A 16,034-nucleotide genomic window follows, 5' to 3' on the forward strand; every position below is an offset into this window, starting at 1 on the left:
ATCCCCGCGGGCCAGGCGGCAGGCACGCAGCCGAGCGTGGTCGGCGATTTCCTGTTCGGACTCGGCGAGGCCGCGGACTACGTCGCCGGCAAGGGCACCCTGTTCGAGCGCGTGCAGCGCACCGGGCACGCGGTGCTGGCCAGCTCCGGCGCGGTGCGGGTGACCCAGGAAGACGGCGGGCTGCACTGCCTGCTCGCCGACCTCGTCGCCGGCGACCCGCGCAATCCCGATCCCTCCGGCTGGCGCGGCCGCTTCGTCAGCCTGCGCCTGGACCCCGTCGTGTCGTCGGTGGACGTCGCCGTTGACCAGTTCGCCACGCTGCCGTTGTACTACCTCGCGCGCGGCGGCTCGCTGCTGCTGGCCACCGACCTGCGCCACCTGCTCGATTGCCCCTGGGTGCGGCGCGAGGCCGACCCGCTGGCGGTCTACCACCTGCTCAACTTCGGCTTCATCCCCGCGCCGCATACCATCGTCGGCGAGGTCCGCCGGCTGCAGCCGGCCAGCCGCCTGGCATTCGCCGACGGACGCCTGGACATCCACCGCTACTGGCGCCCGCCGTATGCCGAAGACCTGGACGGCGACGAGGACAGCCTCGCCGAACAGCTGCGCGAACGGATCGTCGCCACCGTGCAGCGCTATCGCCCCGAGGGCGACGCGGGCTGGGGCTGCTTCCTGTCCGGCGGCACCGACAGCTCCAGCATCACCTCGATCCTCGCCCGGCAGGACCCACAGCGGACCGTGCACGGCTTCTCGATCGGCTTCGCCGAGGCCGGCTACGACGAACTGGATTTCGCGCGCATGGCCGCGCAGGCCTGCGGCGCGCAATCGCATGCGCGCGAGGTCGGCCGCGACGACACGCTGGCGCTGCTGCCGACGCTGATCGACCTGTGCGACCAGCCGTTCGGCAACGCCTCGACCATCCCCAGCTATTCCTGCGCGCACCTGGCCGCCGACAGTGGCGTGACGATGCTCCTCGCCGGCGATGGCGGCGACGAGATCTTCGGTGGCAACGAGCGCTACGCCAAGGACCACTGGCTGGGCAGCTTCCACGCACTGCCGCGGCCGCTGCGCGCCGTTGGCCAGGCCATGGGCCGCGTCGCCGGCCACGGCCGGTCGCTGCTGCTGCAGCGGGTGGCCAACTTCACCGAGCGCGGCGCGCTGCCCAACCCGGACCGCTTCTACACCGACGAATCCTTCGCCTCGGAATACTACGACGCGCTGCTCACCCCGGCCTTCGCCGCGCGCGTGCCGCGCGACGCCTCGCTCGACTTCCTGCGCGAGAGCTACACCGATTGCCGCGCGCGCAGCGAACTGCACCGGCTCATGTGCCTGGACCTGGATTTCGCCATCGCCCAGTGCGACCTGGTCAAGGTGCATGGCGCCAGCCGCGCGGCAGGCGTCAGCGTGCGCTACCCGTACCTGGACGTGGACCTGGTGGAATTCACCGGCCGCCTGGCCGCGCGCTGGAAGGTCCACGGTTCGCGCAAGCGGGTGCTGTTCAAGCGCGCCATGGCCGACGTGCTGCCGCGGGCGATCCTCGAAAAGCGCAAACAGGGTTTCGGACTGCCGGTGGCGGTGTGGCTGACGCACGACGCGACATTCCGCGAACTGACCCGCGACACCCTGCTGGGCGAACGCGCGCGCAGCCGCGGCTGGCTGCAGCCGGCGCAGGTCGAGAAGCTGCTGCGCGAACACGACGCCGGCAGCTGGGACTGGTCGGGCGAGATCTGGCGCCTGCTGGCGCTCGAACTCTGGATGGAGCACTACCTTGACCGTTGAAGCGCGCCGGCTGCGCATCCTGATGGTGCTGGAAAGCGAATTCCCGGTCGCGCGCGGCGGCGGCTCGGAGATCCAGCTACGCACGCTCGGCGAAGCGCTGCGCAAACGCGGCCACCGCGTCACCGTGCTCACGCCGCGCCTGGCGCTGGGGCCGCAGGCCACCGCAAGCCGCCATTTCGGCCTGGCCGTCGGGCGCCTGGCGTACCCGCGCATCCGCGTGCTCGGCGGACTGGTCATGCTGGCGCGCATGGCGCTGTTCCTGCGCGGCCACGGCCGCCGCTACGACGCGGTGCACGTGCACATCGCCCATCACCTGGCGCTGGTGTGCTGCGCGGTCGCGCCGACGGTGGGCCTGCGCAGCGTGGTGAAGGTGTCGGGCTGGTGGGAACTGGGCCGCGGCCTGATGCGCCCGGACGGCGGGCTGCTGGCCCGCCTCGTGCGCCCGCTGTGGCGGCGCGTCGATGCCTGGCAATCGGTGAGCACCCGCATTTCCGCCGCGCTCGCGGGCCTGGGCGTGGCGCCCGAGCGCGTGCATGCGATCCCGAACGCGATCGACCTCAAACGCTTTCCCGCGCGTGACGCCGCGCGCCCCGCCGGCACGCCGCGGACACTCGTCTTCGTTGGCCGCCTGGCGCCGGAAAAGGACCTGCGCAACCTGGTTCGCGCCTGGAGCCAAGCCTGCGGCGGCCGCAGCGACCGGCGCCTGTGGCTGGTCGGCACCGGTCGCGAGATGAAACCGCTGCAACGGCTGGTGGAGAAACTCGGATGCGCCGGCAACGTCGAGTTCCTCGGCCACCGCGACGATATCTCCGCCGTGCTCGCACAGGCCGATGTCGGCGTACTGCCGTCGCTGATGGAGGGCCTGTCCAACACCCTGCTCGAATTCATGGCCAGCGCGATGCCGGTGCTGGCCTCGCGCGTCAGCGGCAGCGAGGACCTGGTCAAACCCGGACGCACCGGTTGGCTGCACGAACCGGGCGACGTGTCCGGCATGGTCAAGGCACTCCGAGCCATGGACGCCGCTGACGACGCCGAGCTCGCGGTCATGGGTCGCAACGCGCGTGCCGAAGTCGAACGCCATGCCGCCTGCGACCGCGTCATCGACCAGTTGCTGACGGCGTATTCTCCCGACACCGTCGTCGGGCTCAAGCGCATGGAGGCATGCTGATGTGCGGCATCGCAGGTTACGTGGTGGCACCCGGCGCACAGCCGCCCAGCCTGGAGGTCGGGCGGGCGATGAACTCGGTGATCCACCATCGCGGCCCCGACGACGAGGGCCTGTTCTGCGACGCACGCGCGCTGCTCGGCATGCGCCGGCTGTCGATCATCGACCTCGAGTCAGGCCACCAGCCGATGGCCAGCGCCGACGGCGGCGTGCAACTGGTGTTCAACGGCGAGATCTACAACTACCGCGAACTGCGCGCGGAACTGGTGGACCTCGGGCACGCGTTCCGTACCCATTCGGAAGCCGAAGTCATCGTCCAGGCCTACCGGGCCTGGGGCGAGGACTGCTTCCGGCGCCTGCACGGCATGTTCGCCATCGCGCTGTGGGACGCGCGGCGCGAACTGCTGCTGCTCGCGCGCGACCGCTTCGGCGAGAAGCCCCTGTACGTGGCGCAGCAGGGCGACCGGCTGCTGTTCGCCAGCGAGCTCAAGTCGCTGCTGCAGGTACCGGGCTTCGACGCCTCGCTCAACCGCGACGCCCTGCGCGGCTACGTCGCGTTCGGCTACGTGCCCTCGCCGCGCAGCATCCTCGCCGACGTCACCAAGCTCGCCCCGGGACACTACCTGCGCCACATCGACGGCCGGACCAGCCTGCACCGGTACTACGCGCTGTCGTTCGAGCCCAAGACCACGCTGAGCGAAGCCGATGCGTGCGAGGAACTCGCGCACCTGCTCGACCAGGCGGTGTCGAGCCGGCTGGTGTCCGACGTGCCGTTCGGCGCGTTCCTCAGCGGCGGGCTCGATTCGTCGGTGGTGGTGGCGCTGATGGCGCGGCACATGTCGCAGCCGGTCAAGACCTTCTCGATCGGCTTCCGCGAGGCGGCCTTCAACGAACTCGACGACGCGCGCCGCGTCGCTCGCCACCTGGGCACCGAGCACCACGAGCTGATGGTCGAGCCTGACGCTGTCGACCTGCTGCAGACCCTGGTCTGGCACCTGGACGAGCCGTTCGCCGATGCCTCGGCGGTGCCCACCTACCTCGTTGCCAAGCTCGCGCGCGAGCACGTGAAGATGGCGCTCAGCGGCGACGCCGGCGACGAGGCGTTCGCCGGCTACAGTCGCTACATGCGCTACCTCAAGCTGCACCGGCTCGGCGCGCTCAAGCCACTGGCCGCCGCGGTGGCGTCCGGCGCCGGCCACGCGCTCGCCGGCGGCAATCGTCGCAGGCTGCTGCGCATTGCGGAAAGCCTGCGCCTGCCCTTCCCCGACAATTACCTGAGCGTGGTCGCGCTGACCCGCGCCGAGCGCGCGCGGGCCTTGCTCGGCGAGGATGGCAGCCACTACGACACCCTGGCCGCCGCCTACGCCGACGACCTGCCAAACGATCCGCTCGACCGCATCGTCGCCATCGATTTCGCCAGCTACCTGTCCGACGACATCCTGGTCAAGGTCGATCGCATGACCATGGCCAACTCGCTGGAAAGCCGCGCGCCGTTCCTCGACCACCGCGTGGTCGACTTCGCCACCCGCCTGCCGGCGCACATGCGCGTGCAGGGCGGCCGTGGCAAGCACCTGCTGCGCCGCACCGCCGAGCGCTGGCTGCCGCCGGAGGTACTGGCCAAACCCAAGCAAGGCTTCGGCCTGCCGCTGGCGCAGTGGTTCCGCGGCCCGCTACGGGAACTGGCCAGCGACGTGATCGGCAGCCGGGCGTTCCGCGAACGCGGCCTGATCGACCAGCGCGCCGCGCAGCACTGCCTGCAGCAGCACCTTTCCGGCGCGGACGACTGCAGCGAGGCGCTGTGGCTGATCCTGAGCCTGGAACTGTGGGCACGCCGCTTCCTGGACCACGGAACCGGGGGCTGACCATGCTGCGGCTGCTGATCCTCGCCATCCCGATCGTGTTCATCCCGAATGCGCTGCACCTGTCGTTCGAGACCGGCATCCCCGGGCTCAATGTCACCAACCTGGTGTTCCTGTTCGCGGTGATCGCGGTGGTGCTGAAGTCGCCCGGGAACCGGATGCAGGGCTGGGGCGAGCTCACGCCGGCACTGCTGGCCTACCTGGTGATGCTGGTCGTCGGCTTCGTCATGGCCCAGTTCATCATGCCCGCCGACATGTCCGAGGACATCACCAAGCTGAAGGATTTCTCCCTGTATCCGCTGATGTACTTCATCTATCGCAAGAGCGGACTGGACCTGCGCCAGACACGATGGCTGATCATCCTGATCATGATCGTGGCCGCCGTCGCCGGCCTCGAGGCCATCCGCGAAGGACTCGACTACGGTTTCGGGCGCTACGTCGAAACGCGGCGCGCATCCGGGCCGTTTGGCGACAACTACGCCAATGCCAACCGCGCAGGTGTGTTCTACGCCATGTTCATGCCGATGTTCATCGCCATGGCCCTGTTCTTCCGCGGCCAGAAGCTGTGGCGGATCGCGGCCGTGGCGGGCTGCGCGATCCTCACCCTGGCCATCATGGCCACGTACTCGCGGCAGTCCTATGCGATCGCGCTGTTCGGCCTGTCGTTGCTGCTGCTTCGTCGCAACCTGGTGCTTGCAGTGATGATCGCGCTGCTGGCGCTCCCGGCGGTCAGCCTGCTGCCGGAGAGCGTCACCCAGCGCGTGGTGGAAACCGAACAGACTACCGCGGCCGGCACCGAGGAACTCGACGTGAGCACCGCCAGCCGCTTCGAGATCTGGGCCGGTGCCGTCGAGATGTGGCACGACCATCCGATGGGCGTCGGGCTGCGGCGTTTCTCGAAGTTCATCGGCAACTATTCGAACCACGCCAACTTCGACGCGCACAACTACTATGTCCTGGTGATGTCCGAACTCGGACCGATCGGACTCGCCGTGCTGCTATGGCTGCTGTGGCGGATGCTGCGACTGGCGGGCAAGGTGCGCCGAACCATCGGCGACCTGTCTGCGGAGGGCAAGGCGCTCGGGATCGGCTTCACGGTGACGATCATCGCGATGGCACTCGGCAACCTGTACGGGAGCCCGTTCACGGAGGGCTCGGTAATGGCGAACTTCTGGATCCTGTGCGGACTGATGGAGCGCTATGCGGCGCAGTGCCAGCGGCCCGTTGCCAGCGCCAGCGTGCAGCCGGTGGAAGATCCTTACCTGGCGATCTCGCGCCGCTTCCCGCTTGCCGCGCGCATCGCGCCAGGCCGCAGCGCGCCGCGTGACTGATGAAGGCAGGCGCAGTCCGCGCACCCGTGTCTTCGGAAGAAGCATGTGCGGCATCTCCCACGTCGCGCTCGCGGGGGCCTGCGCAACGCCGGATCAGAGCCGTTGCGAATCACCGTCCGCCGCGGCCGTGCCCGGCGGTGGATAGTAGCGCCGGGCGAAGTCGTCCAGGACCTTGGCGCTGCCACTGATGCTCAGGTGGTTGCTGTCGAAATAGAAGATGTGCGAATCGTCCATGCCCTGGCAGCGGCTCGAATCGCACAAGCTTTCAAAGCTGTCGAAGACCGAGACCGATGCATCCCGCTCCGTTCCGAAGCGCGCCATCGCGGTCCGATAGGCCGCCTGCCGCTGCTCGGCATCCCGGCGGGACGGCATGCAGGGGCTGCCGTCGTGGCTGCCGATTTCCAGGCTGCGATGGATGCAGTTGTGCACGTCGTCCTCGAGCTTCGGCGCATCCAGGACGATCACGATCCTCTTCCCGGCCGGCCGCAGGCGATCGACCAGCTTCCCGATCGCATCGGCATAGTGTGGGTCGGTATCGCTGTAGCCGAATGCATACGCGATCGCCACCGTATCCACGGATGGCAGTTTGGCAAGCGCCTGCAAGGCCTCCTCGCCGACCTGGTTGCAGCTTTCGTTCGCATGCCTGGCGTACGTCAGGCAGCCATGCACCGCGATCAGCGCAAGGTCCAGGTCCTGCTTCTCCACCAGCGCCGCGGACGCGAACGACATCGCGTGGCTGTCCCCGACCACCAGCACGCGTGGCATGCTGGAATTGCTGATGCATACAACGCCCGGGTCGACGCCGAGGCGGAGCAGCCGCTCGCAGGAACCATCGGATTTGCGCGTCGCCAGGGGCAGGATCAGGTCGTCGGAAATGCCCCGCGAAATCGCGCCCCGCCGTTCCTCGAAGCCGTTGTTGAGGTACGCCGCGAGCCCGGCGATGCCGACGGCGAACACCAGGGTGCAGAGCGCAGCCACCTTGATGCGGATGTTGCGGTGCTTGCGCATCGGGTTCTCGACGAACCGGTAGGTCAGCCAGGCCAGTAGTACGCTCAATGCCAGCACCGCCATCCGCAGTCCGGGACCGGCGTGGCCGCCGCTCAGGAAATCGGAATAGACCAGCAGCGACCAGTGCCACAGGTAGAGCGGGTAGCTGATCAGGCCGAACCATACGAACAGCCGGTTGGACAGGAGTGTCCGGTTGACCCACGTGTCCGGCCCCGCAAGGATCAACGCACAGGCACCGAACGTCGGAAACGCAGCCCACGTCCCCGGCATGGCCACAGCATCGGCGCGCGTGAGCCAGACGATCGAACCGGCGATCAAGCCAAGCCCAAACACCGCCAGCACGTTGGCGAGCCCCGGCCGGTCGCGCGCCGGCGGGCCTGCCCTGGAGGCGCGGTACGCGAGCAGGCACCCCAGCATCAGTTCCCAGAACCTGGCGAAGGGGAGGTAGAAACTGGCGTCGAAATCCTTCCTCGAGAACCACGACGCGTACAGGAACGAAGCAAGGATGATGCCCCAGATCGGCAGCGACAGCCTTGCGCGACGGACCCTTGCGAACGCGATCAGGATGATCGGCCACACGATGTAGAACTGTTCCTCGACACCCAGCGACCACAGGTGCAACAGTGGCTTGGTCTCGCTGCTTGCGTCGAAGTAGCCGGCCTCCGACCAGTTCAGGATGTTGGATATGAAGAACGCCCCGGCGAACGTGTGCTTGCCGAGGCTGCGGAATTCGTCGGAAAGCAGCGTGAACCAGCCGATGGCATAGGTCGTCGCCAGTACCAGGAACAGCGCAGGAAAGATCCTGCGGATGCGCCGCGAGTAGAACTCGATGTAGTTGAAGCTGCCGGATTTCGCCATCGACGAGAAGATGATCCCGCTGATCAGGAAACCCGAGATCACGAAGAAGATGTCGACGCCCACGAAGCCGCCGTGCACCCACTGCGGGAATCCGTGGAAGCCCAGCACCGCAAGCACGGCGACGGCGCGCATCCCGTCGATGTCGGCCCGGTACGCCAGGTGTCCGTAGCCGTGCGTGCGGGGCTGGACCGGGTGCGCGTGGAGGTGCTCGGCGGCGCTGTCGGACACATGTCCGTGCTGTATCCGCAGGCTCGCCGCGGATTCCCGGTCGAGTGCATTCGGATCGGGCGTGGTCAGCGGGATGTTCGACATGATCCTGTGTTTGAACGCCCTGGACGCACGATACGCCCGACCATGACAACGGGCCTTCCTGATCAATCCGGACAGAACGCAGCCGCCTCTCGGCGCGCAAGGCCAACGATGTGATGCGATGCGCAGCCGGCCGTGCCTTGATTGCCGCTCGACGGCTCAGGCACCGTCGAGCATGGCCCGCCAGCGGTAATACACCATCCCCACCATCTCGTGCAGCGCATTCTCCGTTTTCTCCAACGCGCTGCGTTGCGGCACGATCAAGCCCGGGAAGTCCAACGGCACCTGGCGCCTGTCCGCCACCACCGCGCAGACATCGAAGCCTGCCACGCGCATTGCGTACACCGCGCGTTTCATGTGCGCCGCCGAGGTCACCAGTGCAATCCGCTTCGGCAGCGCAGGACGCATCGCCGCGAGCTCCTGCGCGCTGGCCCACGTGGTCAATGACCCGTCCTCGACCCGGATCGCGGACTCCGGAACCCCGAGTCGCCGCGCGTAGCCCAGCATCAGGCCGGCATCCGCAATGCCGTCGCCGAACCAGCTTCCACCCGACATGACCAGCTGGCGTCCGCGGCCCCCATGCCACCAGGCCACCGCGCGATCGAGGCGACGCCGACTGGCGAGGCCGAGCACCGCGAGATCGTCCGGGCCCGATGCCCTGCCCGACAACCCGCCGGCCAGCACCACGGCCGTCGTCGGCATCCGGGACCGGCAATCGTGCGCGCCCACGGTGGTGTTCTCGAGGCGGCCAAGCAGGATGTTGGCCACCAGCGGCGTCATCGCCGCGACCGCCACGATGGCGACGACCGCGCAGGCCCGGAGCGCCATGCGTCTGCGTTTCCCACATCGCAGCGAAAGGCAGGCAGCCAGCACGGCCACCAGCAGCCAGGTCAGGGGCGACAGGATCAGCCACATCGCCGCTTCAGCCTGGCCACTCCGTCGTGCCGTTCACGCTGATCGCGCGGCCCGCTGCTTGTGCAATTCGATCTGCAGCAGCCAGGCCTGGTCCTGGAAGATGCGGTGGCGCAGCAGCCGGTCGTCGACCCAGCGCGATGCGCGGATGACCGCCTTGTTGTTGAGGCACAGCATCGGCGCATAAGGGCGCACCAGGGCCTGGTAGGAAATCCGCACATCGAAGTGGCGGCGCAGCAACGCGATCGCCCCATGGTCGAACGGATATTCATCGGGCGTCCGCAGGTGCGGCGTGAGTTTCCGGAATGCGCGCAGCAGCATGTTGCCCTGTGCCGGCTCCACGAAACGCGCGAACCCGCGATTCGACAGCTTCCTCGCCAACGCCGGCGCGAAGCGCGGCAGGTCGAGGTGGTGCAGTACGCCGTGCCCGAACGCATAGTCCACGCTGCCGTCAGCCATGCTGTCGAGCACGTTCGCATCATCGACCTTGAATTCAAAGCCGCCCGGCAAGCCGAGCTGCTTGCAATGTTCGATGGCCGCCGGGCTGATGTCGATCCCGACGTAGCGTCCGCAGAATCCCCGCAAGGCCAAGGCCTGGTCGCCGCGGAAGCAGCCAATCTCCAGCACCGTGCGGTCCAGGCACTCGTCCGGCACGGCACCGAACTCGTAGACGTCCGCGACCGAGACATAGGCATAGCCGAGCCGGTCCTCGTCCTCGTCGTTGATCCGGGCGTCATGGAAGTCGGCCTCGATCTTGGCCCGGACATCGAGTGGCTGCTGGCTATTCATGCGGTTCCCCGCTGCATGCGGCTTTCCATGAATCACGCGAACCGTGCCGCAAAACGGTCAGGCGCAGGTTCCGCGGCACCCGGATCAGGCGGTGCCGGCCAACCCCCGCTTCGCCCGGCGCCAGCCCAACAGGAGGTTGCGCAGGCGCGCATCGAGCAACAACACCGGCACCACGTACGCCAGCAGCCACAGTCCACCGGAAGCGAGCAGGCGCAACCATTCGGAACGCAACCCGAACAGGCCACTGGACTTGAGCGCCACGAAAAACAGCAGGGCCGCCGAACCCGCCGTCAGCAGTGCACGCCGGTCAGGCAACTGCAGCAGGTCCCTCGGGCAGCACAGGCAGACCCCCAGCGCCAGGAACCCGTAGCTGATCGCCGTCGCGTAGACCGCCCCCATCATCCCGATCGCCGGGATGAAGAACAGGTTCAGCACGATGTTGATCACCGCCGCGGCGAACGTGAGCTTCAGCACGGTCATGGTGCGCTTGTGCAGCAGCAGCCCGTAGGCGCTGATGTCGATGAGCGGGTAAAGCGCGTACAGGGTGCCGATCCAGGCGAACACCGGCCCGGACGCCGCCTTGTCCGAACCGCTCACCGCGCGCAACAGTTCGCTGCCGGTGCTGGCGATGGCCACGGCGATGCCGAGCGAGACGTAGGTCATCGGTAGCAGGATTCGCCGCTTGAGCGCTTTCACCTGCTCCGCACCGCCGGTCTCGTACATGCGATTGGCGACCGGGATGAAGGATTCCGACAGCGATGCGCTCATGAACACGCTGACCTGGATGGCCAGCGAGTAGCCGATCGTATAGATGCCCACCGCCGCATAGTCGCCGAGCATGCCCTTGAGCATCACCCGGTCGATCGAGATCAGCGCGATCGCGGCGATCTCGTTGGCGACCAGCGGGAACCCGTAGCGCAGCGCCTCGCGGAACTGATCGTAGTCGACCGCCTCGCGCGAGAACTGCAGGGTCTTGCGGACCCAGCGCACGTAGAACGCGAGCACCAGGATGGCGGCGAGGATCCTGCCGCCATAGGCCGACAGCGCGCTGCGCTCGATCAGGATCACCGCGGCCAGCATCAACACCAGTTCCAGCCAGCGCCCCGCCACCCGCGTCACCGTCAGCAGCCCGGACATCTCGCCGGCGCGCAGCACCATCTGCACCAGGCTCGCGAACACCATCAGCGGGATCGCCAGCACCGCGCACCACATCACCGGCGAGAATTCCACGCCGCCGAACCAGGCGATGGAACCGAGCACCGCCACTGCCAGCAACCACAGCAGCAGCGACGCCAGCATCGGCAGCAGCAACAGGTTGGTGGCGAACTTCTCCAGACGCCCGAGGTCGCCGCCGTGCGGATAGAAGCGGATGATCGCGTGCTGGGCGCCGAGCTTGGCCACCGCCACCGCCATCATCACCCAGGTCTCGTAATAGCCGAGGATGCCGTACTGGGTGTTGTCGAGCAGGCGGGTCAGCGCCGGGAACGACACCGCGCCCGCGAGCAGCACCAGCACGTTCGCGGTCGAATAGCGCAGGTAGTGGGTTCCGATGCCCACCGTGCGCACCGGGGAACCCGCACGCTGCTGCGGGCGGCCAGGCGTGACTGCCGGCGCGCTGGTCATGGCTCCGCGCGAAACTGTCGCACACGCGCCAAGTGGCTGGAACGAAGGGATTGCGGGACCGTCGGCATTCCTTGTTGAACGGATCACGGCACGGAATCAGGCCAGCGGCCGTCAGCTGGCGACGACCGATTCCCTGAACCGTTCAACCAGTTCCGGTTGCTCGACGACACTGTCGTGCCGCGCATCGACATCGATGACGTCGACGCAGTCGGCGAACCCGCCCCAGCCCAAGGTGGGATCCTCGTCCGCCCCTGCCTGCGTGGCCTTGAAGAGCACGACCCGCCCCGGATAGGGCCGGGGGCGGTAGGCCGCAAGCGCAAGCTGGTTGGCCCGTTCCACCAGGTGGATGCGCAACTCCCGCGGCACGGACCGTCCCTGTCCGAACCATTGCCGCAGACGCATTGCCGGCAACCGCCAGAGCCTGAACCAGATGCGGCGCCAGAGCCAGGAGCGCTGGCTGGCGTCGAGCCGGCGATAGAGTGCCGGCCAGCGATGCGGGCGCCACGGACTCTCTCCGCCCGCTTGCCCGATGCCGGGGCAATGGGTATCGAACAGGCCGAGCAACGCGATCCGCCCACCGGCGTCGAGCAGGCGCCGCGCGACCTCAAGCGCCACCACCCCGCCCATCGAGCCCCCGGCCAGCAGGTAGGGGCCGGCAGGATGGACGGCGCGGATCTCCCGCGCGTACCGGTCGGCCATCGCCGCGATCGAAGACAACGGTGCCTCGTCGTCGTTCAGGCCGCACGATTGCAAGCCGTAGACCGGCTGGGCCGGCGGCAGCGCACGCGCGATGTGCAGGTAGTTCAGCACGTGGCCGCCGACCGCATGCACCAGGAACACCGGCGCCCCCCCGCCGCCTGAGCGCAGCACCACCAGCGACGACCCGCCATCACGCGCATGTGCATCGGGGACGCCGTCCCCGCCCGGAGCCGGATCGAGTTCGACTGCCTTGCGCAGCACTTCGGCCAGTTGCGCAACCGTCGGGTGCGCGATCAGCACAGACAGCGGCAAGTCGATGCCGTGGCTACGGCGCAGCTCGGCAAACATGCGTACCGCAAGCATCGAGTGGCCGCCCAGTTCGAAGAAATTCTCGTGGATGCCGACTGGTTCGCGCGCGAGAAGGCGTTGCCACAGGCCACACAGTTCACGTTCGAGTCCGTCGCGCGGCCCGGCCATCGCGACCGCTCCCGCCGGAACCCCGGCTGCAGGCGCCGGCAGCGCACGTCGGTCGATCTTGCCATTCGGCGTCTTCGGCAAGCTCGGCAGCACCACGATCCGATGCGGCCGCATATACGGCGGCAGTGCCGCGTCGACCCTCGCGCGCAAGCGGCTGCCCAACTCCGCCGGCTCATCGCCGCTGCCGGCATAAAGGACAAGCTCGAGATCGCTGCTGGCCGCGGTGCGCGCGACTGCCGCGCATTCGACCACGCCCGCCTCTGCTGCAGCCACCGCTTCGATCTCGCCGGGTTCGATCCGGAACCCGCGCAGCTTGATCTGCGCATCGACGCGGCCGTGGAAATACAGCTGGCCGTCGCGGATGCGCCCCAGGTCGCCGCTGCGGTACATGCGCGAACCGTCGCCGGCGAACGGGTCTTCGACGAACCGCTCGGCGCTCAGCCCGGGAGCATGCAGGTAACCATCCGCCACGCCCGCGCCACTAATCCAGATCTCGCCGATCACACCTGGCAGCACCGGCCTTTGCCCCGAATCGAGCAGGTAGAGGCGCGTATTGGCCACCGGCTTGCCCAGCGTGACCGCCGGCGAATCCGCGCCAAGCCGCGCGGCGCTCGACCAGACCGTGGTTTCGGTGGGCCCGTACAGGTTCCACAGCTCGCGGCAGCGAGGCAGCAGTGAGGTTGCCAGCGCCGGCGGCAACGCTTCGCCGCCGACCAGCAGCTTCAACGGCCGCAGGACCTCGGCGCGCCCCACCTCCTGCAACAGCGACAACAGGGTGGGCGTGGTCTGCAGCACCGTGCAGCCGCGACGCTCGATCAGCCGCGACAGGGCCTCGGGGTCGCGGTGCTCGTCGTCGTCGGCGACCACCACGCGCCCGCCGCACAACAGCGGCAGGTACAGTTCGAGCGCGGCGATGTCGAACGAAAGCGTGGTCGCCGCACAGATGGCGTCATCGCGCCCGAAGCCCGGCGCTTCGCGCATCGCCTGCAGGAAGTTGGCCAGGTTGCGATGCAGGATGCGCACGCCCTTGGGGTCGCCGGTGGAGCCCGACGTGTACAGCACGTAGGCCAGGCTGCCCGGATCGATCGCCGGCAGCGGTCGCATGCCGGCCACGCCCCCGGCTGCCAGCGCGTCGAACGCCAGCACTTCGCGCCCGTCCGCGACGCCATCGGGCAGCGACTGCGGATCCGACGCCATCACCAGCGACAAGCGCGCATGCGTGGCCATCCACGCGAGCCGCTGCGCGGGGAACGCGGGATCCAGCGGCACGTAGGCTGCGCCGCTGCGCAGCACGGCGAGCACCGCCACCAGCATGTCGATCGAACGAGCCATGCAGATGCCGACCAGTTGCCCCGGCGCGACGCCGCGAGCGGCCAGCGCCGAAGCCACCGCGCGGCTGGATTGGTCCAGGGCGGCATAGCTGATCCCGCGATCGCCACATTGCGCGGCGCAACGGTCTGCGAAGTCGACGAAGGCGCGATCCAGCAGCGCAGGCAGCGATGTTTCCGCCGTCCAGTCGCGCGCGCGTTCGTTCACCAGCGCAAATCCGGCGGTCGCGGAGGCATCCCCGCAACCGATCGCGGCCACCGGAACGTCTTCCCCCGCCGCCATCTGCGCGAGCAGGTCGACATAGGCCTGGCACCAGGCGCGCGCGGTCGACGGGTGGTAGAGCGCGGTGTGGTACTGCAGTTCGAGCAGCATCCCGCCCGGCAGCGGCCGCCACTGCCACGCCAGTTCCCAGGCCGTCGCCAGGTGCGGCAGCACGCGCAGCCGGCAACCGACACCGTGGAAATCCAGTCGCCCGATCCCGGGATTCAGGCTCAGGATCGATTCGACCAGCAGCATGCGGCCGGGCTCGCGCACCAGGGCCAACGCATCGACGATCCTGCCCAGCGAGACGTCCTGATGATCCATCGCTTCGCGCATCGCATCGTGGACGCGCTGGACGAAATCGGGCAACGATTCCTGCTCAAGGATCCGGATGCGCAGCGGCAAGGTGCTGCCGGTGTCGCCGACCACGCGCCGGCCACGCCCGCGCGCAGCGCCGGCGACGGGAATGCCGCAGACCAGGTCATCCTGGCCGGACAGGCGGTGCAGGAGTAGCAAGTAGCCCGCCAGCAGCAGGCTGAAGCGGGTCACGCCCAGCTCCCGTGCCGCCGCGCGCAGCCGGTTCCACAGGTGCGCCGGTATTTCCAGCTCGAGCGTTTCGGCCGCGAATGCCAGTTGCGGCTTGCGCGGGAAGTCGGTCGGCAGGCGCAGGGGCTCCGGCAGGTCGCGATAGCGTTCGAGCCAGTACGCCAGCGAGCGTCGACCCGCGTCCCCATCGCGCACCGCCCGCTCGGCGGCCAAGTACTCGATCCACGAGTCCACGGGCGGTATCGCGCCCGTGCCCGCGACGGCGTCGTTGTAGTGCGCGGCCAGGTCTTGCAGCACGATGCGCAGCGACCAGCCGTCGAACACGAGGTGGTGCGCGCGCAGGAGCAGGCGCCATTCCCCGGCGGACAACCGACACAGCCACGCCTCGACCAGCGGCGGCCTTGCCGGATCGAAAGGGATTGCCGCGCGCTGCGCGGCGAATGTCGCGTATGCGTCCACTGGATCGAGCGCACTGCGGAAATCGTGCTGTCGCAATTCGATGCGGCTGGGCGGCTCGTGGACCTGGGAGCTGCCACCTTCGTCGAAGCGCATCGACAGCGCCTCGTGTCGATCCACGACCGCACGAAACGCACTCGACATCGCATCGACGTCCAGCGATCCGTCGAAAGCAAGTTCGCAACCTTCCCCGAATGCCAGTCCGGCAGTCTCGCTGTAACGACTGCCCAGCCATTTTTCCGCCTGGGCATCTGTCAGCGGGTAGTGTCCGCGCCAGGACTGGACATCGGTCGCCCACTCCGCAGTTGCCTCCCCCAATTCACTACTCCTGCAACTCATGGCGTACGACCGGGACGCCGACCTTTGTCGAACCGGCACAAGCGGACCTGCGCCATCCGACACGAATCAGGCAAGGCCTGCACGCATCCACGTAACTGCACAAGCTCCATTCCCATAAACGCAACAAGCACACGAATCCGGCAATACAACCTGCTCGACACATCGGTTCCATCGCGTTGAAGTTCCAGCATTCACCCGACAAGGTCGTTCAAACCACTTCCTTAACAGGGGAATTTCACGATCGATTCAGAAATTCACATTAACTCGCCATAACCACCTGTCGCTCACGCGCCC

At 68.1% G+C, this 16,034-nt stretch carries 9 protein-coding genes; 4 read left to right on the forward strand and 5 right to left on the reverse strand.

Annotation, left to right across the window (positions count from 1 at the left end; genetic code table 11):
* Positions 1-36 precede the first annotated feature (36 nt).
* Genes ACTJIL_RS06715 through ACTJIL_RS06730 form a run of 4 tightly spaced genes read left to right on the forward strand, consistent with a single transcriptional unit; the run spans position 37 to position 6,134 of the window.
* Positions 37-1,779, forward strand: a complete 1,743-nt coding sequence (locus tag ACTJIL_RS06715; protein ID WP_440754770.1) for an asparagine synthetase B family protein — start codon at positions 37-39, stop codon at positions 1,777-1,779.
* Positions 1,769-2,947 carry a glycosyltransferase family 4 protein gene (locus ACTJIL_RS06720; RefSeq protein ID WP_440754771.1) on the forward strand — a complete coding sequence of 393 codons (1,179 nt, stop codon included), beginning with the start codon at positions 1,769-1,771 and terminating at the stop codon, positions 2,945-2,947. Before ACTJIL_RS06715 ends, ACTJIL_RS06720 begins: the two co-directional genes overlap by 11 nt.
* A complete protein-coding gene (gene asnB / locus ACTJIL_RS06725) occupies positions 2,947-4,806 on the forward strand; it encodes an asparagine synthase (glutamine-hydrolyzing) (protein WP_440754772.1) in 1,860 nt (619 codons plus the stop codon). The genes ACTJIL_RS06720 and asnB overlap by 1 nt, the downstream gene beginning before the upstream one ends.
* A 2-nt stretch (positions 4,807-4,808) precedes the next feature.
* On the forward strand, positions 4,809-6,134 hold the full coding sequence (locus ACTJIL_RS06730) for an O-antigen ligase family protein (RefSeq protein ID WP_440754773.1): 1,326 nt from the start codon (positions 4,809-4,811) through the stop codon (positions 6,132-6,134).
* A 93-nt stretch (positions 6,135-6,227) separates the two neighbouring features.
* On the opposite strand, the gene ACTJIL_RS06735 is transcribed toward ACTJIL_RS06730, so the two are convergent.
* The 5 genes from ACTJIL_RS06735 to ACTJIL_RS06755 form a co-directional block, all read right to left on the reverse strand.
* On the reverse strand, positions 6,228-8,312 hold the full coding sequence (locus ACTJIL_RS06735; RefSeq protein WP_440754774.1) for an acyltransferase family protein: 2,085 nt from the start codon (positions 8,310-8,312) through the stop codon (positions 6,228-6,230).
* Between the two features lie 156 nt (positions 8,313-8,468).
* Positions 8,469-9,224, reverse strand: coding sequence for a YdcF family protein (locus ACTJIL_RS06740; RefSeq protein ID WP_440754775.1), 756 nt, complete (start codon positions 9,222-9,224; stop codon positions 8,469-8,471).
* Positions 9,225-9,257: 33 nt separating this feature from the next.
* Positions 9,258-10,010 carry a class I SAM-dependent methyltransferase gene (locus ACTJIL_RS06745; RefSeq protein WP_440754776.1) on the reverse strand — a complete coding sequence of 251 codons (753 nt, stop codon included), beginning with the start codon at positions 10,008-10,010 and terminating at the stop codon, positions 9,258-9,260.
* An 84-nt stretch (positions 10,011-10,094) separates the two neighbouring features.
* The gene (locus tag ACTJIL_RS06750; protein ID WP_440754777.1) at positions 10,095-11,633 is read right to left on the reverse strand and encodes an oligosaccharide flippase family protein; all 1,539 of its coding nucleotides are present in this window, start codon (positions 11,631-11,633) and stop codon (positions 10,095-10,097) included.
* Between the two features lie 111 nt (positions 11,634-11,744).
* Complete coding sequence (locus ACTJIL_RS06755; RefSeq protein WP_440754778.1) at positions 11,745-15,719, reverse strand: non-ribosomal peptide synthetase; 3,975 nt, start codon at positions 15,717-15,719, stop codon at positions 11,745-11,747.
* Between the last annotated feature and the right edge of the window lie 315 nt (positions 15,720-16,034).

This window comes from Luteimonas sp. 22616 (assembly GCF_052044325.1).
Classification (GTDB): Bacteria; Pseudomonadota; Gammaproteobacteria; order Xanthomonadales; family Xanthomonadaceae; genus Luteimonas.

Coding starts and splice junctions, on each gene's coding strand:
- asnB (WP_440754772.1), top strand. CDS start 2,947: ATGTGCGGCATCGCAGGTTACGTGGTGGCACCCGGCGCACAGCCGCCC.
- ACTJIL_RS06730 (WP_440754773.1), top strand. CDS start 4,809: ATGCTGCGGCTGCTGATCCTCGCCATCCCGATCGTGTTCATCCCGAAT.
- ACTJIL_RS06745 (WP_440754776.1), bottom strand. CDS start 10,010: ATGAATAGCCAGCAGCCACTCGATGTCCGGGCCAAGATCGAGGCCGAC.
- ACTJIL_RS06740 (WP_440754775.1), bottom strand. CDS start 9,224: ATGTGGCTGATCCTGTCGCCCCTGACCTGGCTGCTGGTGGCCGTGCTG.
- ACTJIL_RS06750 (WP_440754777.1), bottom strand. CDS start 11,633: ATGACCAGCGCGCCGGCAGTCACGCCTGGCCGCCCGCAGCAGCGTGCG.
- ACTJIL_RS06735 (WP_440754774.1), bottom strand. CDS start 8,312: ATGTCGAACATCCCGCTGACCACGCCCGATCCGAATGCACTCGACCGG.